Below are 21,657 nucleotides of genomic sequence, written 5' to 3'. Positions count from 1 at the left end.
TTGACGACTAGCAGCTATTTCACTGTTATCTGCATACTTGGTCACCATAATAGTTATCACTGTAATTGCACTCTTTTTGTTGTTCAGCTTGCTGTGTTTTTTTACACGCGATGATTTGTTGAATTAATTTAGCCATGGTTGTTCTCCTTGTTTAGTGGAGCCAGTATTGGCTAAGTTGAATTTAATTCATATTAATTAAAACCTATCAAATTGATTGTTTATATCAATTAGGATTCGAAGCTCCAATTCAAGTAGAGGTTTCAATTTATTCATTGTGTACTGTTTTTAAGCCAGCACGTTCATGCCTCAGCCATTCGAGCGCCTCGTCAATATTAGTGAATTCTTTGCTTTGGTATTTATCGCTGTCTGGAGGGACCACCAAACTTTTCGTTACCCGAGAGGAGATGGGCGAACTAGACACATAAGCTTCTCTGACAAGGCCCGCTTCAATGGCTCTTAGCGTTGCTTCATGCAGATAGGGGACTGCATCTGAGGTAGGCATCCAGTCATCACGCAGAATACCAACAGCACCAAATGGTGGTGTCACGATAGGGGAGACATTGTGGTTAATTTCGTAGATAAACTCCTTGGCTTTCTCTAAGTTCCACCCACCCGACAAATCCATAAATATTATGTTGTCTTCTACCCAAATTGTGAGGTCACCGTGGCTACTAAACGACATGCTCAAATCGAATTAAGTGTTCTATAAATACTCTAGTCACTTTTAACGTAACTACCAAATCTCTTTACGCAAACTAGAGCTGCTCAGATCAGTCGCAAAGGCGTGCAAAAGCTGTTGAGTCGTGACTATTTAGGTGGCGGTTCGGGCGGGAATAACGAGCACAAAAAAGAGCCCTTAGACAGGGCTCTTGGTATTTGAATAATGAAAATCGCTAATCCATATAGCCTTCGGGCATATCAATACGTGCGACACCAGAATCAATAGCGGCTTGTGCTACTGCTTTGGCAATGGTCTTACACAAGCGTGGATCCATCGGTTTTGGAATAATGTAATCCTTGCCGAAGGATAAGGCGTCTGAATGACTTGCTTCTAATACTTCTTGCGGTACTGGCATTTTAGATACTTGTCGAATGGCTTCAACTGCTGCCACTTTCATTTCATCATTGATTGCTGATGCTCGCACATCTAATGCTCCCCTAAAGATGAAGGGAAAACATAATACGTTGTTCACTTGATTCGGATAATCTGAACGGCCTGTGGCCATGATCAAATCGTCGCGTACTTCATGCGCCAATTCCGGTTTTATTTCCGGATCAGGGTTAGAACATGCAAACACTATCGGGTTAGGCGCCATGAGATTGAGTGTTTCTGGCGGCAGTAGATCAGGACCCGATACACCGACAAATATGTCAGCACCCGCCATAACATCGTCGAGCGTGCGTTTGTCTGTGTTATTAGCAAATAGCATCTTATGCGGTGTTAAATCATCGCGTCGTGTGTGGATCACACCGTTACGGTCAAGCATGTAGATCTTTTCGCGTTGAGCGCCACATTTAATAAGTAGCTCCATGCAAGCGACAGCGGCAGCGCCAGCACCAAGACAGACAATGATGGACTCTTCTAGATTCTTGCCTTGGATTTCGAGAGCATTCAGCATGCCGGCTGCCGTTACGATCGCAGTGCCGTGCTGGTCATCATGAAACACTGGAATTTTGCAACGTTCAATCAGTGCTTGCTCAATTTCAAAACACTCAGGCGCTTTTATATCTTCTAAGTTAATACCGCCAAACGTATCCGCAATGTTGGCTACTGTATTGATAAACTCTTCTGTTGTGCGGTGTTTAACTTCGATGTCGATTGAATCAATACCAGCAAAATGTTTAAACAACAGTGCTTTACCTTCCATAACAGGCTTAGATGCCAGCGGGCCTAAATTTCCAAGGCCAAGGATGGCGGTACCGTTAGAGATCACCGCCACCATATTACCTTTAGCGGTATATTGATAGGCAGTATTTGGGTCGTTCGCGATTTCTCTTACTGGCTCTGCAACACCTGGACTATACGCCAGAGCAAGATCTTTGACGCTGTTGGCTGGTTTACTCAATTCAACTTTAATTTTTCCTGGAGTAGGTTTTGCGTGGTAATCCAATGCTTGTTGGCGAAAGTCAGACATGCGTCTAGTTCCTTGAATTGTGTGCTGTAGGGTAAGCGTTTATACGCTGTATTGTTTTTTCGCTAATCTAACATACTCAAATATGTGTGGCATATCGGATGTGCGTGATCAGCATAGCTAAAACCAAAGGTAATACCAATTAAAGCTGTACGAAAAATAACACATATAAATGTTATGAATGATAATTTGAGAGTATATATTATTTTAATTGGTTTGCTTGGGACACAAAAAAAGCGCCCGTAGGCGCTTTCTCTGAAATAATTAGGCTTATTTCTTGCCCAATGCACCGAAACGCTTCTTGAAGCGATCAACACGACCACCAGTATCAACGTTACGTTGTTTACCAGTGTAGAATGGGTGACATGCAGAACATACGTCTAGGTTGATGTCTTTGCCCAAAGTTGAACGTACTTTAACTACGTTGCCGCATGAACAAGTTGCAGTGATTTCACTATAATTAGGGTGAATATCTTTTTTCATTTAGGGTTACCTCAAATTAAGGCCGCATCGCTATCCAACCCGAAGTTGAACACCACACGTTATCAAAAACTGGCACCTACAAGAGTAAAACCCGAGGTTGCCGTAAAGAGCGGCGCATATTAATGTACCCGCCATAGTCGATCAAGTACTTTTATGTCTATTTCGTTGAAAATTTGCGCAGTATTCAAGCTGTGTTTGGGGAGGTTTGTTGTCTTTTATTAGGGTTGCGTTGCCGGTGCCGATGCGGCGTTTATTTGATTATCGCAGTGAAGCTATCCCTGCGGGGTGTCGAGTCGTGGTCGAATTTGGTAAACGAGAAATGGTCGGGATCGTGTTGGAGCACACCGAATTAACAGGTGTAGACGGCGACAAAATAAAACCCATAAGCGCGCGGCTGGATGAATTGCCAGTGATGGATGAAGAGTTGTTGTCCCTTGGGCAATGGTTGGCAGACTATCATCACCACCCCATAGGTGATGTCTTATTTACGATGCTACCGGCATTATTACGCAAGGCGACACCGTTAACTGCACCGAGTATTGATTATTTTCAGTTAACAAGTAGCGGAGAAGCGCAGTTACAGCAAACGATGCGAGCTAAACAGCAACAAGCGTTGTTGTCATTTTTAAGCGCGGGTTTAGAGCCTCAGAGTGATGTGCGAGCGCAGTTCGGACAATCTGTTATTAAAGCCTGTGTTGAGAAAGAGTGGATTGTAGCCGTATCAAAGGAAGTATCGCCGCAATTAGACTGGCACGTTCCGATGACGTTAGCTAAAGCACCAGCGCCAAATGCGGATCAAGCGCTAGCAATTGCGAACATTAATACACGACAAGGTGAATACGCGCCGTTTTTGCTAGAAGGGGTTACCGGCAGTGGCAAGACCGAAGTTTATTTGCAGGTGATTACGCCCCTACTTGAAGCGGGTAGGCAAGTCTTAATTCTTGTTCCGGAGATAGGTTTGACACCGCAAACTGTTAGACGTTTTGAAACCCGCTTCGGTATTGACGTAGGGGTGTTACATTCGGGCATGACAGATAATGAACGCCTAACAGTATGGCAAAGAGCGCGAGAGGGTAGTTTAGGACTTGTCATCGGCACCCGCTCTGCTATTTATACGCCGTTCAAACAATTGGGTATGATCATTGTTGATGAAGAGCACGATGAGTCATACAAGCAACAAGATGGCATGCGCTATCACGCACGAGATGTCGCTGTACTGCGAGCCAAGCGTTTAGCGTTGGGGTTGATATTGGGCAGCGCAACCCCGTCTTTTGAATCCTTAAATAATGCGCTGTCAGGCAAGTATCACCTACTTCAATTGCACCAACGCACGGGACAGTCGCAAATGGTAGCGCAGCGAGTCCACGATATACGTGGAGAGCAGTTAGAAGCAGGTATTTCGGGACCCATGCTGAGCAAAATGCGTGAACACTTATCCGCCGGTGGACAAGTTATGGTTTTTATTAACCGGCGTGGATTTGCCCCAAGTCTAGTTTGCCATCAATGTGGCCATGTAGCGCAATGTAATCGCTGTGATGCGCCATTTACTGTGCATAAAGCAGTGTCACGATTGCAATGTCATCGATGTGACAATACACAACGATTGCTCCATCAATGCGAAGTGTGCGGTAGCAATGAGATTGGTTCACAAGGTGTTGGCACTGAGCAGCTAAAAGAATATTTGGATGCAGCGTTTCCAAGTTACAGTACCATTCGTATTGACAGTGATAGCATGCGAGGTAAGCAGCGGCTTGCCAATGCGATAGATGACATCAATGCCAATAAACACCAGATTATGATTGGTACCCAAATTTTGTCGAAAGGTCACCATTTCCCGCTGGTGACGTTGGTACTGGTCATTGATGTTGATGGTGCTCTATTTAGTGCTGATTTGCGTGCAACAGAAAAGTTAGCACAATTGCTTACTCAGGTGGCAGGGCGAGCCGGACGTGAGAATCGTCATGGCGAAATGTGGTTGCAAACCCATCACCCCGATCATCCATTATTATTGGATTTGCTGCACAATGGGTACCATCACTTTTCACGTTATGCGCTTTCTGAAAGACGCGCAGCGCAAGCCCCGCCCTTTTATCAGCAAACAGTATTCCGAGCAGAAGCTAATCAACTTGAGCCCGTCAATGAGTTTCTAGATGCGGTGAAAAGAACCTTGGAGCGTCATCCAAAACTCACTGTCATTGGTCCGCTACCCGCTTTGATGTTCAAGCGCGCAGGGCGCTTTAGAATGTTATTGATAGTGAAGTCTGAGCAACGTCAATATGTTCATGCTGCGATTGCGTCACAGCTCGATTATATTGAAGGGTTAAAATCTGCAACGCGCGTACGGTGGGCAATTGATGTTGCGCCCACCGATTTATCGTGAAAAAAATTGCATCCGTCGAATCGCTTTGTTTTCATATTCAGGTAAACTGTTTAACCCAATAATGAAGTTGTTTTATTGCAATGCCACAAAAAGATTACGTTAAGCGCGGTCGCGCGCCGAAGAATACTCAACCAGAGAAAAGATCGTTGCCATGGATCAATATTTCAGTGGCATTAGCGTTAATTGTCGGTTTTGTGTATGTCCTCTGGCAGATTAAGGATAACGCGCCTGAGCCTACCCCACAGGAAGCGCTGCCCGAAGTTATCGCGCAGGAGCCTGAGGATGATTTGCCGGAACTGCCCAAAGAAGAGTGGGAGTTTATTAAAACGCTACCCGGCTACGAAGTTGAGGTGGAAGAGGTCGAGCAAATTACTAAGCGTTATCTCATGCAGTGCGGCAGCTTCCGTAGTGAAGCGCAAGCACAAGAGATGCGCGCAAAAATTGCCTTTACTGGGATGGAATCTATGGTTCGCCAAAGTGATGGTAGCAATGGGCGCTGGTATCGTGTTGTATTAGGCCCATTTGAAAGTAAGCGAGATGCGGAGCGCAGTCGCCACCAGTTACGCGATATTAATATTCGTACGTGCCAGATCTGGTACTGGAACCTTTAATCTAGTTACGCCTTGAAATTATCTTGACGAGCCCCACCTAAGCTACATGATATTTGCTAAGGAATACGCATGACAACGATAGTTTCAGTGCGACGTGACAATCATGTCGTTATTGCCGGAGATGGACAAGTGTCTCTGGGAAATACCGTAATGAAAGGTAATGCGAAGAAAGTGCGCCGCCTATACAACGATAAAGTACTCGCGGGGTTTGCGGGTGGAACAGCCGACGCATTCACTCTTTTTGAACGCTTTGAAAGTAAGTTAGAGCAGCATCAGGGCCATTTAACCCGTGCAGCTGTTGAGTTGGCGAAGGATTGGCGAACCGACCGAATGCTACGCCGTCTTGAGGCTTTATTAGCAGTGGCGGACCACACCGCGTCACTGATCATTACCGGTAACGGTGATGTCGTTCAACCCGAAGATGATCTTATTGCCATTGGCTCAGGCGGCCCTTATGCGCAAGCCGCTGCCACTGCACTGTTGAAAAACACATCGTTAAGTGCCGAAGAGATTGCTCAAAAGAGTTTGTCTATTGCTGGTGATATATGTGTGTTTACCAATCACTGCCAAACCATCGAAAGCCTAAGTTATTAATCGCTTCCCGCGAAAGAAAGAGAAGAGTTTATTATGTCGGAAATGACACCCAGAGAAATTGTTCACGAACTTGATCGTCATATCGTGGGCCAACAAGATGCTAAACGTGCGGTTTCTATAGCGTTACGTAACAGATGGCGTCGAATGCAACTGGAGCCTGAGCTTCGTCAGGAAGTGACACCTAAAAATATTTTAATGATCGGCCCTACAGGGGTAGGTAAAACGGAAATTGCTCGACGTTTAGCTAAGCTGGCGAATGCGCCATTTATCAAAGTTGAAGCAACTAAGTTCACCGAAGTTGGATATGTGGGTAAAGAAGTTGAAACCATCATTCGCGACCTCGCTGACATCAGCGTTAAACTAACCAAAGAACAGGAAACAGCCAAAGTAAAATTCCGTGCCGAAGAAGCCGCGGAAGAACGTATTCTTGATGCTTTGATCCCACCGCCGGAAAATACCTGGGGCGAAAAGGAAGACGTGCCTAATAAATCAACTCGACAAGCGTTTCGTAAGAAATTACGCGAAGGTGAGTTAGATGATAAAGAAATCGATATCGATGTTGCGTTACCGCAGATTGGTGTTGAGATCATGGCACCTCCTGGCATGGAAGAAATGACAAACCAACTTCAGGGAATGTTTCAGAACCTGTCTGGTTCTCAGAAAAAGAACAAGAAGTTGAAAATCAAAGAAGCCTTTAAGTTACTGGTAGAAGAAGAAGCTTCGCGCTTGGTAAACCAAGAAGAGCTTAAAGAAAAGGCGCTATTTAATGTTGAACAAAACGGGATCGTGTTTATCGATGAGATAGATAAGATCTGCAAGCGAGAAGGGACTGGTACAGCAGACGTGTCGCGCGAAGGTGTGCAACGTGATTTGTTGCCACTGGTAGAAGGCTCTACGGTATCAACAAAGCATGGCATGGTGAAAACAGACCATATTTTGTTCATTGCATCGGGTGCATTTCAAATGAGCAAGCCTTCTGACTTGATCCCCGAACTACAAGGTCGCTTACCCATTCGTGTTGAGCTGTCTGCTTTAAAAGTAGAAGATTTTGTTCGCATCTTGACGGAGCCTAGCGCGTCATTGACGGAACAATATATTGCCTTGATGAAAACAGAAGGTGTGGATATCGAATTTACCCATTCTGGTATTGAGCGAATTGCACACGCTGCGTGGCAAGTGAATGAGCGTACGGAGAATATTGGCGCACGACGCCTTCACACAGTACTTGAACGCTTAATGGAAGATATTTCATTTGATGCATCAGAGCGCTCCGGCGAAAAGCTAGTGATTGATGAAGCATACGTCAATAGTCATCTTGATGCGCTAGTTGAAAACGAAGATCTTAGTCGCTTTATTCTGTAGTGGGCATTTCACATTCGTTATAGGGCTCAAGCAACAATTCCGTTAGCGCATCTGTTAGCGGAATGCCCGTTGCTTGCTCAACTGCAATAAACATGGGGCTGGGATTCACTTCTAAAAAGTAGTACCGGCCTTCATGATCACATCGCCAATCGACCGCACTCCATTGCATGCCAAAATAATATGTAATTGCTTTGGCGAGCAGCTTTATGGGTTCAGGAATAGCGACAGCATGCGCCTGCGCGTATTGGTCTTCACGGAAGTCGATGGCGTCACTGGCAAACTCGATACTGAATGTCTCGCTACCAATGACATAAGTTCTAATGTTAGTGCCGGGAATAAAGGCCTGAAGTGTGACTGGGCTTAGTTTGAGCACATGTTGTAAATATTCAATCGTGCGCTGACCCGGCTGTACTATCTCCGTTAGCGCCCCACCATGCACGGGTTTAAATATTGCTTTAGGGGTTTTGTTTAAAAATGCCAATGCTGCTTGAGGGCAATTCCCCACGTAGGTTTTTGGCAAGAGTGCGCCCAATGAGCGGGCAATTTGCAATTGTCGTGGCTTAGCCTGATGCGCCACAATCGCTGAGTAGGGGTTTACCCAATTTAAAGACGACTCGGAAAAAAAGGTCTTTAACATACTCAATGTGTCGCGTTCAGCAATAGAGGAATTGGAACATAGTGGAGTGAAGCTACGCCAGAATATAGAGCAAATCTGTTCAAACCAAATCGTTTCATCGTTGATGCAAAGAGAGCCTTCCCCTCTATTCGGATCGTAGCTAATCTGAATATCTTTAGGAAAACATTGGGTATCGAGTGCGAGCGTATGACGCCTACGTTTTAGCAACTGAGTTTGCATGTGGCTGACGTGTGCGTCTTCTGCTGAACCAACCAATAAGGTATAAGGTGTTCGCATAGCGTTCCTTGGATCAGAATTGACAGATTTGCGAACATACTGCGTTCGCAATTGTTCTGAAGTTATGAATAGTCAGGCATGTAGCCACCATCTTCACCTAACGCTTGGGTGAAGAAAATCGGTGGACTGATCGGTTGTCGCTTAAGCGCTCTACTTTTGCCGTCATTGGGTTGAGTACTACTATCATACTCTTGGCTTGGGCTCAGGCCCCCGTGAACCCGTGACAGGGCTTTAGGGTGCAGCGGTACTAAGGTTGGTTTTGCAAATGGGTGTCGCATAGCATTCTCCAATTATTTGAATTGAAGGACCCCTTGGTTGAGCAACATACACTCAACACAGTCCTTTGTGTTTATTAATGTGTGTAAGTGTTTACTTCATGTAAACATTTATAATTATAGGTCTTTATCATTCATTTTTGACTGAACCTATGACGGGTTTTGGGCACTAGACTATCGTCTCCTGTCGCTCAGGAAAGGCCTCAATACTGTCGGCTAGGCCTCGCATATAGCTGTATTTCACGACTGCGTACATACCGTAAAACCACAGAGTGTTGTAAACCACCATAGTCAAAATAAATGGCGGCGCTTGATGGGTAGAAACAAAATAAATAAATAGAAATCCGCTGCCGAGCAAAAAAGTGAGGGCAGAGTAGCCAACAACTAAGTAGTAGATGCTGTGGATTTTGCCATGAGGGTTTTCCATATCAATTTCCCGTTTAAATAGCTTGCCTGAGTACCACTTTTTCTCAGGCTCATGTTGATTGTAATTATGCTGCATCGGCGTGCTCGTATAGTGCTTTGAAGTAGGCGGCCATTAAACTTGCACGATTAGTAATATCTAGCTTGCGGTAGATATTTGCGCAGTGAAATTTAACGGTACGTTCACTGATGAATAGTTCACGGGCAATCAGCTTATTGGGTAAGCCTTCCATGATTTTCATTGCGACTTGTAGCTCGCGTCGCGAAAGTTGCTCAAGTTGAGTTGATATTGTCATTGAGTATCTCCTGTGTCTTCTTCCATTGAAGTAAAGGTTGGGTTGTTAATCAGTGAGTTAGGGTCTACAGGCCGTAGCCCACCATTGATTAATTGGTAAACCACATCTGCATTGCGTATGGTTTGAATTCTGTGCGCGACAATGATCCGCGTTATGTTTAACTGCTTTATGTGGTGCGAGATTTTGGCTTCGTTATCGAGATCAAGGTGGCTGGTCGCTTCATCCATAAATAGGATGTGTGGTTTTCTATACAAAGCCCTGGCAATGAGCAGGCGCTGACGTTGTCCGCCGCTCAAGCTACTTCCCATATCGCCTATCAGGGTGTTGTATTGCATTGGCATTGAGAGAATTTCTGTATGGATGCACGCGAGTTCAGCAGCCCATGCCAGGCGAGGCATGTCTACACTTTCATCAAAGCAGGCGATGTTGTCAGAGATGGTACCACTTAAAAGTTGGTCATCTTGCATGACCGCTGCAATGTGACGGCGGTAGTGGCGGGTATTTTCAATCGGTTGCCCGTCTATGCAAATGGTGCCATCCTCCAACGCGAGCAGGCCCATTAGGCACTTAAGCAGAGTCGTTTTGCCGCATCCACTAGCACCTGTTATAGCAATGGTTGATCCCGCCGCAACATCCAAGTGAATATGCTGAAATAACGGTTTATCCAAAGGACTATAGCGATAACTCATATTGTGAGCGGAAAGGTGACCATTGCGCACGTTCTGTGAGGTTGCCTGGTGAGTATCTAGAACGTGTTCAGATGTTGCGGATGTGAGTAATTTGTCTTGTGGCGTAAAAACAATATCGCTGAGTCGCTCAAAGTGTAGATTCAGCATTTTAAACTCTATCCACTGGTTAATCAGGCTATCCACGGCACCAATAAAGCGGGACTTGTAGCTGACAAACGCGTACAGCATTCCTACGCTAAACACGCTATCCATTACCGCCAGTGCTGCTAAAAAGATAATCAAAATGTTTTCTAACCCGAACAACAGTTGATTGATTGCGGAGAAGCCAATATTCCAGCGACTAATTTGGATATTCTTATTTAGTACGCCGATCAGCCTATTGAGCCACTGGTTTTGGCGATCAGATTCTTGTTCAAATAACTTGATTGTTTGGGCTGCGCGGACAGATTCTATGAAGTGACTGTTTTCTTGCGCTGCCGCAATGATGGCTTCTTCGTTTAATTGTCGAATGGGGCGATAGAATGTGTAACGTACGATCGCATAGATAATCACGACGCCCACTACAACCAATGCAAGTTTGGCACTGTATACGAACAAGACTAGCAACGTAACGATTGCCATTAAGCCGTCAACGATCGCAGTAATTAGTCCTGTGGTCAGCATTTCGCGGATGGTTTTTAGTGAGCCAAAGCGGCTGACGATATCGCCTACATGACGCTTAGAGAAGTAATCCAGAGGCAATTTGATCAAGTGCTGAAATACGTTTGATGACATTTGTAGGCTAAGGCGGTTAGACAGGTAAACAATGCAGGTTTGTCGCAGGATTGAGACCGCAACTTCAATCAGTAAAAGTAGACCAAAGCCCAGCGCGAGAACACTTAATATGGCGTGATCATTACGCAAAATCACATCATCAATCACAATCTGCATATAGTAAGGGCTAGCAATTGCAAATAATTGAAGCAAAAGAGAGAAACCCAACAGTAGGAAAAGGCTTCGTTTGAGTCCTGTGATGCGCGACCAAAAATGCTGTAGGGTTAAACTTTGCTTTTCTCGCTTCGGTTCGAAATCTATGTTGGGCGTTAGCTCCAAGGCAATACCAGTAAAATGTTTGTCAGCCTGATGTAGTGGGAGTTTCCGCACCCCCGCTGCGGGGTCATGGATCAAAATGTGTTTATCCGTTGCTGACACCAATACAACAAAGTGATTCATATCCCAGTGCAGAACACACGGTGTTTCCAGTTCACACAAGCTGCTCAGTTCTAGCTTGAGTGCACGTGTTGCCAACTTTAATTGACCGGCAATAGCCATAACCTGTTTAAGAGAAGCGCCCCTTGATGAAATAGCAAATCGTTGACGTAACTGGGTTAGATTCGTGTCATAGCCGTGATAGCCACAAATCATTGCGATACAGGCCAAGCCACATTCTGCTGCCTCGGTCTGCAAAATAAGCGGTACAGACTTTTTGTTGGTAAAGTGCAGGTTGTCAGTAAAATTGATCGATACACTGGACATTACAGTCTCCCTTTCAGGCTATAGATTGGCTCAAATAGCCACTCAAGGAGACTTCGTTCTGAAAGCGTAATGTCGGCGCTGAACGTCATGCCGGGCTTCAATGGAATGGACTGTCCATAGGCGTCAATATAATGGGTTTCAAGTTTTGCATTGGCTAAATACACGGGCTCCAGATTGGCGACTGGCGTTTGAGTTAACTCTCCGGGCAACAGTACTGATGTCGATATTGCGGTTAGTTCTCCCCGGTACAGTCCAAATTTCTGGTAGGGAAAAGCGTCATATCTCAATTCTATTGGTAAGCCTTCTTGGGTAAAGCCTGCCGCACGTACAGGTAGCAGTATGCGGGCTTCGAAATGAGCGTCTTCCGGCACAATATCCAATAAAAATTGGTTGGCTTGGGCCGTTTGTCCTTGCGTTGTTTGTAAATTACTAATCCTTCCAGAGCGGGTGGCGACTATTACGGTAGTGCCTTGGCTTCGGAGTTGAGCCGTTTTTTGCGCTAACTCGCTCATTTCCCTTTGCCAACGCGTTTCACTGCTGGCTGTTTGTTTGGGGAGAAGCTCAAGTTCAAGCTGTAATTGCGACATTTTATTCTGCTGTGATTGCTTGGTTCGCATAAGAGACTGAACTTCACTCTCAACGATTAATTTTTGTTCAGCTAATTTTTCAATCGTCTGTTGAGGGAGTGCGCCAGAACTGTGAATATCCTGATATCGAGCAAGTCGCTCACTGATTAATCGATGACGTTTGTTGAGCAGTGAAATTTGCTCGGAGACATGTACTAGCTCTTGCTGAGCACTGGCAATTTGCTGGGTAAGGGAATGGATCCTAAGCGTATCCATTTCTTTTTGTCTTTGCAGATAGTGAAATAATTCTTCTTGTTGACGCTCAAACTCAACCAGTAGCTCTTCTTCTAAGTAACCTCCACTCTCTCTATTTTTAGCATTCTGAATGGTAAGTAAGTGATCACCTACTTTAACCAATTCACCTTCCTTGACATACACCGCAGATACCGTACCAGGTTGTTGTTTTGAATAGAGTTTAGCTATCCCGCCTTGGGGCTCTATCCATCCGTATACCTGCTCTTTTCGTGCATAGCTGTTGGTGGTTAAAAACACCATAAGCAGTAAAAGCCACATGCAGAACACCAAAAACATGACAACATGCGAGACTTTGGGCACGACTAAAACATCGCCATGCAATCGCATGGCTTGAAAGTCGATGGCATTTTGCCGAAACAAATTGCGTGTTTGTGATTTCTGCTTAGTCATTTTATGTTCTTAATCCTTTGACGTTGCTGTGAGTTATCCATCCGTGGACTCGCTGGCTTCCTATGCCGTTTTCTCACGTCCTCCTGGTAGTGCACCGGTTTTGGTCACTCATCCCTGCAGGCTGTTGAACTCCCTGACATCATTCCATGACATCTCATTGTTCTCTCCGTTAACCGTTGCACATCAAACACTAGTTATTCCCATCCTTGTGATACTGCTACTAGTTGTTTCGTCAGCAATCCTTACCGACACGTTCAGATTAGTATCTGTATTCGGGCGGGGTTATGTGGGCTTGGACTAGGCAAATCTGCATGATGCAGAGGTGATGGCTTGTCTTAAAATTTAGAGTGTTGTCTAAAAATTTAGAATTGAGATGTTGTTTCAAATCAATGTTTTAGTGTCGGAGTGCAGGCAAACTGAGGCAATCAAAAGGTGATGTGCTATACCTTATATTCGACACGTAATTCAGTTAACACGCACCATCGCAGCAAAGGTATGCTGCATTTAATGGGGCAACACACGAGGTACTCAATGTTCATTCCAAGTATTCTACTGAAACAACTTTATACGCACGGTAGTTTGACCAAAACCGACACCGGTATCAGCTTTATGCTTAAAAATAGGCTTAAAGATGCGGTGGTCAATGAGCTGCATTGGGTCAGCGTTGACGGTGATAAAATCGACAATAGCAAAGTCAGAATACAGGTAGGTCCGGATACATACCTATCCATCGATGAGTTAAATGGTGGCCCTGATATTCCTTTTGAACTCAAGCAAACCTATACCGTGTTTGTCGATATAGATGCAGATGTTAGTCACGAAAAACGTAAAATTGGCATCTCGTTTAAAGCGAGTCCGTTTGGCAAATTGAAGTTTGAGGTTGAGGATGTGGTATCTTCCAGTGAAAAAAAGCCTTCTCACATACCGCGCGATCCTCACGATGATTACGGCGACGCCATGATCAAGGCACGTCAGGATTATTTTGCCTCGCGTACTGGAAGTAAGATTGATCACGTGGGCAAGTACTCTATCGATCCGCATTCATTAAAGGGAAATATCGAACACTTTATCGGTGTCGCGCAAGTCCCCATTGGTATTGCAGGTCCGCTGACAATTGATGGTGAGTATGCAAAGGGTGATTTTGTGGTGCCATTGGCCACAACAGAAGGCACATTAGTCGCGTCCTATAACCGTGGTATGAAACTGCTCAATATGAGTGGTGGCGTGAAGTCGACGGTTGTCGATGACGCGATGCAGCGGGCGCCCGTGTTTGTATTCTCTGATGCACGTGGTGCGCGAGATTTTGCTAAGTGGTTACAAGACAACTTAGACACAGTACGCCAAGAGGCAGAAGCCACTTCCAGTGTTGCGAAGCTGACTTACATCGATACGTATCTCTCTAATAAATTTGCTTTTTGTCGATTCAATTACCGTACCGGTGATGCGGCAGGGCAAAATATGGTGGGCAGAGCGACCTTTGCTGCCTGTGGGTGGATATTGGATCACTACCCGGGCATCGAAAACTTCTATTTGGAAAGTAACTTCGCGACGGATAAAAAAGCATCTCAAATTAATATTATGCGCACACGTGGCAAGCGCGTTACCGCAGAGGCTACTATCAAACGTGAGCATCTATTGAATGTGATGCGCGTGGATCCTAAGCAGATTGATTATCATGGTCGAGTCGCGGGCGTAGGTTCTTTTTTGTCAGGGGTGAATAACACTGGGTTGCACTCGCCTAACGGTATTACTGCAATGTTTATCGCGACCGGACAAGACGTTGCTAACGTGTCTGAATCCTCAGCTGGGATCTTGTATTCCGAATTGACAGAGGCCGGTGATTTGTACTTGTCGCTTACTATTCCGTCGTTAATTGTAGCAACTTACGGTGGTGGTACCGGTATTGGTACACAACGAGAGTGTTTGGAGTTGCTCGATTGCTATGGTCGAGACCGGTGCAAGAAGTTCGCTGAAATCGTCGGTGCAGTGGCATTAGCCGGTGAAATTTCTTTGGCTTCAGCCATTTCTTCACAAGACTGGGTGTCTTCTCACGAACAATATGGTCGCAATCGATAACGAATACCGTATTGCAGGTATAAAAAAGCCAGTGCGTAATGCACTGGCTTTTTGGTTTTCAGTGTATTTGGATTTAGTGTTTCCAGTGATACTTGTGTGCCTTAGCATCAACTTCAGTAGCGGTTTCAGCCGGCATAAATAGCTGATTGTCGCGTTCGAAGAAGAATGGCTCACGTTTGGCTTTACTGCCGACTTCGTTCATCGTGGCGGCTTCGTAAACACGGCCGTTAAGTACCGTATACGTAACATACTCACTGCGACGTAAATCGCTTAACACGTCACCGTCGATAACAACCAAGTCAGCGAGTTTGCCCGCTTCAATGCTGCCGAGATCTTTGTCCATACCTAAATGAGTCGCACCGTCAATTGTGCCACCACGTAGCGCTTCCCAAGGTGTGAATCCGCCTTGCTCCATGATCCAAAGTTCCCAGTGAGCTGCCAGACCTTCGCGTTGTCCGTGGGCACCGATGTGAACACCAACACCGTTATCACGTAGGGTTTTCGCGTAGCTTGCCACATCTACATGATTGTATTGATTATCCGGCGCAGTAGGACGACGAATTGAACGGCTTTCAATCAAGAAGTTAGGCGTGTAACGCATGAGTCGTTCGTTCTTCCAAACTTCGGTGCGATCGTACCAATATTCTTCACCCATCAAACCGCCGTATGAAACAACGAACGTTGGCGTATAACCAAAGCGCGTGGCTTTCCAAAGCTGGGTTAAGTCGTTATAGCCGTGCGCGATAGGTAAGGCGTGTTCAAGACCCGTATGACCATCAACCAACATGGAGATGTTTTGCTGGAATTTACCACCACCTTCAGGCACAACCATCATGTTCAACTCGCGTGCAGCTTGCAACACTTGTTGACGCTGGTCACGACGTGGTTGGTTGTAACTTTTAACAGAAATAGCCCCAACATCTTGAAGTCGGCGTACATGGAAGTAGGCATCATCATAATTGTTGATGATGGCTTTGTAGCCAAGCGCTTCTGCGCCGTACAAAATTGTACCGGTAGAGTAAATACGCGGTGCTACGATTTTACCTGCGCGTTGTAGTTCGGCTGCTGCCATGATTTCGGTGGTATCGTTTGACGGATCGTGGATGGTAGTCACACCAAATGATACGTTCGAATATTGACTCCAGTTTTGATCTGGAATGATTTCGTTGCGGCCTTGAGCACCATGGGCGTGAGTATCGATCAGCCCTGGGATAACCGTTTTGCCTGTTGTATCGATTACTTGGGCATTGCTTGGTACTTCAACACTGTCGGCACCGCCTACGGCGACAATACGGTTGCCTTTGATGACAACGACACCGTTATCAATCACTTCCTGTTCGCTGTTGGCGTTGCGCATAGTCACAACCTTACCGCCCACTAGTGCTACGGTGTGATCAGGTGTATCAGTGCGTTGCGTAAATGAAAGGTTGAGGCCTTCTGACTCAGGCTCTGGCAATGCCTCGTCGCTATTGGCTACGAAGTCAAATGCTTGGTCAAGTGAACGCTCGAAGAAATATGGACCGTGGAACCAACTGACCGCTGAATTATCCGCAGACCAATTCAAGTATTCACCCGCGCGCGCGGATAACTTTTTAACTGGCAATGAGGTCATATTTGGGCCAATCGTGACTTTCTTGCCGTTGTCAGCAAACGGAGCTACATAGGCATTGTACTGATTAACGAAAGCGACCCATTGTTTGTCGTGTGACAAACGGTATTCACTGACTTGATCGGCACCGTATAAATGCACACGTTTATCTTCGCCATTCAGATCTACTGACGAGAATTGTGTTTCTGGGTATGGCGTTCCGCCTACCGACTCGGTGAAATAAACACGTGTGTTATCGCCCGCGAAATGCGGATTTAAGCCTGAGCGCGAAACGCGTGTAGTGGTTTCTTTATCTAGGTCTAACACATAGATACCACTATCAACCGAATATTTCGGATCAAGTAAATAACCACCGCTGAATTTGCGATAAGTGATTAACTCTCCATCGGTTGAGAAGCTTGGCTCGATGAAGTGGCCAGGTGCTAAGCTAACGACTTTACCCTTGCCACCACGTGCAGATACAACCCGGATAGAACCTAGGTTCTGGTCATCCCAAGTAGTATAAACAATGCTTTTGCCATCGTTTGAATAACGTGGGTAATACTCTGCATGGTCATTTTGTTTGGTCAGGCGTTTAACCTTGCCTGATTTAACGTCACGCACATACAGTTTGCCCAATGCTTGGAACAGTACTGACTTACCATCAGGTGATTTTTGTGACCAACGCAGTGCCTTAACCTCAAAGTTCTCAGGTGCTACGTCAACAGGGAAGCGAACGGCGTCGGCATATTGCAGCGTAGCCTTAACGTTAACGTCTAGTGTTTCTAACTTAGGGGCATCTGGTGAGCTGTTAGCAACATCGATACGATGGAATTTACCACCCGTCCAAAACACAATATGTTTGCTGTCAGGCGTCCAATCAAAATAAGCGTAATATCCTTCAGTACCAAAACCTTCCTGCATATCACGTTCCATGCCCAAGAAGATTGGCGTTTCAGTCCCGGTGGCAATGTCTTTAACAAACAAGCCCGTGCGGTTTGTTACGCGGCGAATGTAAGCGATGGATTTACCATCGGGTGAAGGTGTTGCGACAACAGCGCCACCCGTACCTGAGATATAGCGCTCTTCTTCGCCCGTTTCACGGTCGAACCGCGTGATCGCAAAAATTGATTTTAGCGGGTCGCGGTTGTAGCTAAATACGCTGCCTGGGCTGACGTCTTGCGTAAAGTAAATGTATTTCCCGTCCGGCGAGAATGCTGGATCGGCAATATTCTTCTGGTCCGCTTTACCATTTACGCGTTCTTTAATCGGTAATCCGGTACCACCGCTTTTGTGGTACAACCAAATTTCACCGGCTGGAATACTGCGGCTCGACATGATGCCTTTGGTGGCTGCGATATACTGACCGTCTGGGCTCCACGCAGGAGAGTGGATCATGTTAGTTTTTTCTTTGGTTACTTGACGCAAGTTAGTGCCGTCAATATTCATGACCCACACATTGCTCAAACCATCGCGGTCCGAAATAAAGGCTACTTCAGAACCATCTGGGCTAACGGTAGGGTGAATGTCCCAAGCAAAATCTTGTGTTAATGCACGCGCCTCACCACCATCGATAGGCACAATGTAAATATCACCGAGCATATCGAATACGAAGTGCTTGCCATCAGGTGTTATATCAAGGCTTGACCACGTCGTTTCATCGGTTTCGAAGTTCAGTGTATTGAGTTCAAATGGTGGGTTTAAAATATCCCACTCCGTTTTTGCATCATCTTTTTTATCGGCTGCCGCTTCTTCAGCAAGCGCAGTAAACGCGCCGCCGAGGGAAAGTGACATCACTAACCAACTGGCCAGTAAAGACTGTCGTTTAGGTGTTTTCATAGAAATTCCCGGTTATGTATTGTGGCGTCTAGTGAGTGACGCTTCTTTTTTAACCGACATACATTACCACAACTGAATCTTTTACCTAGACCCTGTTGCGTTAGATGGTTGAGATTTGGCGACTAGTTTGGATCCGGAAATTGCTCGCGGATCTGTGTGAACGCGTCAAGGTTGTTCAATAAAATGTCGACCAGTTGAGGGTCAAACTGCTTGCCTTTTTGCTGTTGGAAAAACTCAATGATATCGTCCAGCGGCCAAGGGTCTTTGTAACAACGATCGCTACCAAGAGCATCGAACACATCAGCGATAGCAGAAATGCGACCTGCAATGTCGATATCTTCACCTTTGAGTCCATTGGGGTAACCGGAACCATCCCAGCATTCGTGGTGTTGATGCGCGATTGTTGCACCTAGATGAAGAATAGGGTTCTCACTGCGGCTTAGCATGTCATGGCCAATAACAGCATGGGTTTTCATGATTTCCCATTCTTCATCATTGTGCTTACCAGGCTTGTTCAGAATGTGATCCGGAATACCGACTTTACCAACATCATGTAAGGGGGAGGCCAATTTGATCATCTCTGCGTCGTGCTCTGATAACCCACATAATTTAGCTAGCAAATGACTCAGGTGAGCAACACGCTTAACGTGACTACCCGTTTCTTTGGAACGCATTTCAACGGCTTCACCAATTAGGTATGACAGCTCGCGTTGCGAATCTTTTATGGTTTCCCGTAAACTGAGGTTCTCATGAGCGACCGCAATATTGTGGGCAAAATACTCTAGCAGATGGTGTTGAACAGGTTCGATTGCATTGTTGCGCGAAACATAGAGTAAATTCTCGGTACCACGATTGGTGGTGAAATAGCCAATAAAGTAGTCGTCGTCATGAATACTTTTTTTCTGTTCAATGGCATTGGCAATCCGTTCCATAACACTTTGACTTAATGGAGTGTCGTCATCCTCTCCACCTTGGTTATTGGCAAGGATATTCAGTCCTGAAGTGGGCTCACGATCGTATTCATGGGTTACCGCACAGCACACGATTTCACTTGATTCTAACCCTAATATGACCGCAATTTGGCGTAAAATTGTGGTCGCAAATTGAGGCAGGGTTTCGCACTCAATGAATTCGGCTGTGGCAGCTATTATCCGCTCTAATCCTAACCGATGACGCTCAATGATTTTGATATCCCGATAACTGCGTAACGCCGAGAAAGTGACGGTTTTTAAGCGTAACGCGGTTAACTCGGTTTTATTTTTATAATCATTTATATCGTAATCACGGATCACGCTTTCTTCGGGCGCTTCACCAGGCTGCCCGGTACGTAGGACTAAGCGAATGGTATGGTTATTGAGCTGTGAACGCGTCCATTGGATGAATTCAAGGCCTGCGTTATGCGTTTCCATTACCACATCGACAATCGCTAATGCTATGTCATTGTTTTCATCACTGGATAAAATATCGCGGGCTTCTGCGCCGGAGTAGGCGCTAATGCAATCAATACGGCGTCCGTCAAACTCAACGTCTGCAAGTACCATGCGCGTAACGGTGTGAATTTCGGGTTCATCATCAATAACGAGAACTTTCCAACGGCTTCCTTCCGGAAGCATGGGTTCTTGATAATCATCATTGGAAAAAACGAGTTCGTCGTCCATCGGGCCAACATTAAACGCCAACGTAATTTAACTATAGTTTATGGTTGGCTAATTTCTATTTTTTTCTTTTAGCCCTTTTGGCTGGGTTTAGCAGGATGGCTTTTACCCACAACAGACCACTGAGTGAGGAGGCATCGGTTTTTAAAAGAGAAAAAAGCCCACTAAGAAGTGAGCTTTTTTGATACCAAGCTGGGCTTATGTCATGGTCACAAATTCTTCAGCACTGGTTGGGTGTATAGCAACACACGCATCAAAGTCCGCTTTTGTCGCACCCATCTTCATTGCAACGCCAAATCCTTGCAGGATTTCATCCATCGCATAGCCAATGCCGTGAAGGCCTACCACTTTTTCTTCGGGGCCCGCGCAAACAAGCTTCATTTTTGTGATCTGACGATGTGACGTTACCGCAGTATACATCGCCGCAAAGCTTGATTCGTATACATTGACGTCGTCCTCACCATAGCGAGCTATGGCTTCTGGCTCAGTAAGGCCGATGGTGCCGATGGGGGGGTGGCTAAACACAACGGTTGGCACCAGCTCGTAGTCCATGTGCGCATCAGGTTTGTTATTGAATAACCGCTCTGACAACAATCGTCCAGCTTTTACCGCAACGGGGGTTAGTTCAATCTTGCCGATACAATCACCGACAGCGTATACACCTTCAACCTCGGTGTTTTGATTTTTATCGACTAAGATGTAGCCTTTTTCATCGGTCTTAATATTGGTGTTTTCAAGACCAATAGTGTCTGTCGCAGGACTTCTGCCGATAGCCCATACAAAGCAATCGGTTTCAATTTTTTCGCCATTGGTGAGAATAACCGTTAACGAATCATCTGCATTTTTAACGATTTCTTTGATGACATGATGTTTGTGCAAACGCGGACCGTCTTTTTCAATAAGTTCTGTTAGCGTTTCGCTCAGCATAGGATCAAAGTTTCTAAGCGGTGCATTTTTGCGCACAACTAGATGGGTCTCACTGCCTAGGCTGTGCATAACGCCGGCAAGTTCTACGGCAATATATCCCGCTCCTGCGACGACAACTCGCTTGGGTTGTTCTTTTAATGCAAAAAAGCCATCTGATGTGATGCCGTATTCAGCGCCGGGTACATTATCGATGTTAGGTCTGCCACCCGTGGCGATCAGAATGTGTTTAGCTGTGTAGCGTTCCCCGTTTACTTCTAATGTATGGTTATCGATGAAGGTTGCGTAGCCTTCGATACGGGTAATGTTATTGTTCGCAAGCACGCGGTCGTAGGAACCATGGATGCGTTCAATATACGCATCACGACTGGCGATTAATTGCGACCAGTTGAACTGGTTAACGCTCACGTCAAAGCCATAGTCTTTCGCATACACATTAATTGCTTCTGCGACCTGTGCGCCGTACCACATCGCTTTCTTGGGAACACAGCCCACGTTTACGCATGTTCCGCCAATGTGTTTCGCTTCGATAAGTGCAACACGTTGACCATATTTCGCTGCACGATTCGCTGACGCAATACCGCCGCTTCCGCCGCCGATGCAGATATAATCAAATTCTTTCATTTAATAT

General features: G+C 45.7%; 17 protein-coding genes. 5 read left to right on the top strand and 12 right to left on the bottom strand.

Going from position 1 to position 21,657, the window contains the following annotated elements; genetic code table 11:
* Positions 1-265: 265 nt before the first annotated feature.
* The 3 genes from CSH93_RS15825 to rpmE form a co-directional block, all read right to left on the bottom strand.
* Positions 266-682, bottom strand: a complete 417-nt coding sequence (locus CSH93_RS15825; protein ID WP_100644337.1) for a hypothetical protein — start codon at positions 680-682, stop codon at positions 266-268.
* A gap of 211 nt (positions 683-893) precedes the next feature.
* Positions 894-2,135 carry a malic enzyme-like NAD(P)-binding protein gene (locus CSH93_RS15820; protein WP_100644336.1) on the bottom strand — a complete coding sequence of 414 codons (1,242 nt, stop codon included), beginning with the start codon at positions 2,133-2,135 and terminating at the stop codon, positions 894-896.
* A gap of 267 nt (positions 2,136-2,402) precedes the next feature.
* Positions 2,403-2,615 carry a 50S ribosomal protein L31 gene (gene rpmE, locus CSH93_RS15815; RefSeq protein ID WP_100644335.1) on the bottom strand — a complete coding sequence of 71 codons (213 nt, stop codon included), beginning with the start codon at positions 2,613-2,615 and terminating at the stop codon, positions 2,403-2,405.
* 208 nt (positions 2,616-2,823) lie between these two features.
* Between rpmE and priA the strand changes: the two genes are divergently transcribed.
* The 4 genes from priA to hslU all read left to right on the top strand — a co-directional run bounded on the left by priA (position 2,824) and on the right by hslU (position 7,562).
* A complete protein-coding gene (gene priA / locus CSH93_RS15810; RefSeq protein WP_100644334.1) occupies positions 2,824-4,995 on the top strand; it encodes a primosomal protein N' in 2,172 nt (723 codons plus the stop codon).
* An 80-nt stretch (positions 4,996-5,075) separates the two neighbouring features.
* Entirely contained in the window at positions 5,076-5,606 is a 531-nt protein-coding gene (locus CSH93_RS15805; RefSeq protein WP_100644333.1) for an SPOR domain-containing protein, read from the top strand.
* A gap of 69 nt (positions 5,607-5,675) precedes the next feature.
* Positions 5,676-6,200 (top strand): ATP-dependent protease subunit HslV, encoded by a 525-nt coding sequence (gene hslV, locus CSH93_RS15800; RefSeq protein ID WP_100644332.1) that lies wholly within the window; start codon positions 5,676-5,678, stop codon positions 6,198-6,200.
* A gap of 33 nt (positions 6,201-6,233) precedes the next feature.
* Positions 6,234-7,562, top strand: coding sequence for an HslU--HslV peptidase ATPase subunit (gene hslU / locus CSH93_RS15795; RefSeq protein ID WP_100644331.1), 1,329 nt, complete (start codon positions 6,234-6,236; stop codon positions 7,560-7,562).
* On the opposite strand, the gene CSH93_RS15790 is transcribed toward hslU, so the two are convergent.
* The 6 genes from CSH93_RS15790 to CSH93_RS15765 all read right to left on the bottom strand — a co-directional run bounded on the left by CSH93_RS15790 (position 7,552) and on the right by CSH93_RS15765 (position 12,944).
* Positions 7,552-8,475: an ATP-grasp domain-containing protein gene (locus CSH93_RS15790; protein ID WP_100644330.1), complete on the bottom strand. Its 924-nt coding sequence runs from the start codon at positions 8,473-8,475 to the stop codon at positions 7,552-7,554. The two genes, hslU and CSH93_RS15790, sit on opposite strands and share 11 nt — an antisense overlap.
* Positions 8,476-8,537: 62 nt before the next feature.
* Entirely contained in the window at positions 8,538-8,753 is a 216-nt protein-coding gene (locus CSH93_RS15785; RefSeq protein ID WP_100644329.1) for a hypothetical protein, read from the bottom strand.
* Positions 8,754-8,919: 166 nt separating this feature from the next.
* Entirely contained in the window at positions 8,920-9,252 is a 333-nt protein-coding gene (locus CSH93_RS15780) for a hypothetical protein (RefSeq protein WP_100644328.1), read from the bottom strand.
* Positions 9,242-9,469: a helix-turn-helix domain-containing protein gene (locus CSH93_RS15775; RefSeq protein WP_100644327.1), complete on the bottom strand. Its 228-nt coding sequence runs from the start codon at positions 9,467-9,469 to the stop codon at positions 9,242-9,244. Before CSH93_RS15775 ends, CSH93_RS15780 begins: the two co-directional genes overlap by 11 nt.
* Positions 9,466-11,673 (bottom strand): peptidase domain-containing ABC transporter, encoded by a 2,208-nt coding sequence (locus CSH93_RS15770; protein WP_100644326.1) that lies wholly within the window; start codon positions 11,671-11,673, stop codon positions 9,466-9,468. Before CSH93_RS15770 ends, CSH93_RS15775 begins: the two co-directional genes overlap by 4 nt.
* Complete coding sequence (locus CSH93_RS15765) at positions 11,673-12,944, bottom strand: HlyD family secretion protein (protein ID WP_100644325.1); 1,272 nt, start codon at positions 12,942-12,944, stop codon at positions 11,673-11,675. Before CSH93_RS15765 ends, CSH93_RS15770 begins: the two co-directional genes overlap by 1 nt.
* Positions 12,945-13,475: 531 nt before the next feature.
* Here CSH93_RS15765 and CSH93_RS15760 point away from each other — a divergent pair.
* Positions 13,476-15,020, top strand: a complete 1,545-nt coding sequence (locus CSH93_RS15760) for a hydroxymethylglutaryl-CoA reductase (RefSeq protein WP_100644324.1) — start codon at positions 13,476-13,478, stop codon at positions 15,018-15,020.
* 73 nt (positions 15,021-15,093) lie between these two features.
* Here CSH93_RS15760 and CSH93_RS15755 read toward each other — a convergent pair whose 3' ends face one another.
* The 3 genes from CSH93_RS15755 to gorA form a co-directional block, all read right to left on the bottom strand.
* Entirely contained in the window at positions 15,094-18,447 is a 3,354-nt protein-coding gene (locus CSH93_RS15755; RefSeq protein ID WP_100644323.1) for an amidohydrolase family protein, read from the bottom strand.
* Between the two features lie 122 nt (positions 18,448-18,569).
* On the bottom strand, positions 18,570-20,105 hold the full coding sequence (locus CSH93_RS15750; RefSeq protein ID WP_100644322.1) for a DUF3369 domain-containing protein: 1,536 nt from the start codon (positions 20,103-20,105) through the stop codon (positions 18,570-18,572).
* A 195-nt stretch (positions 20,106-20,300) separates the two neighbouring features.
* Positions 20,301-21,650, bottom strand: coding sequence for a glutathione-disulfide reductase (gene gorA / locus CSH93_RS15745; RefSeq protein ID WP_100644321.1), 1,350 nt, complete (start codon positions 21,648-21,650; stop codon positions 20,301-20,303).
* Positions 21,651-21,657: the final 7 nt, after the last annotated feature.

Origin of the sequence: Neoalteromonas facilis, assembly GCF_002807665.1 — a bacterium.
GTDB lineage: Bacteria > Pseudomonadota > Gammaproteobacteria > Enterobacterales > Alteromonadaceae > Alteromonas_E > Alteromonas_E facilis.
Note: the sequence above shows the minus strand (reverse complement) of the source record. Positions and strands in the feature narration are given on the sequence as shown.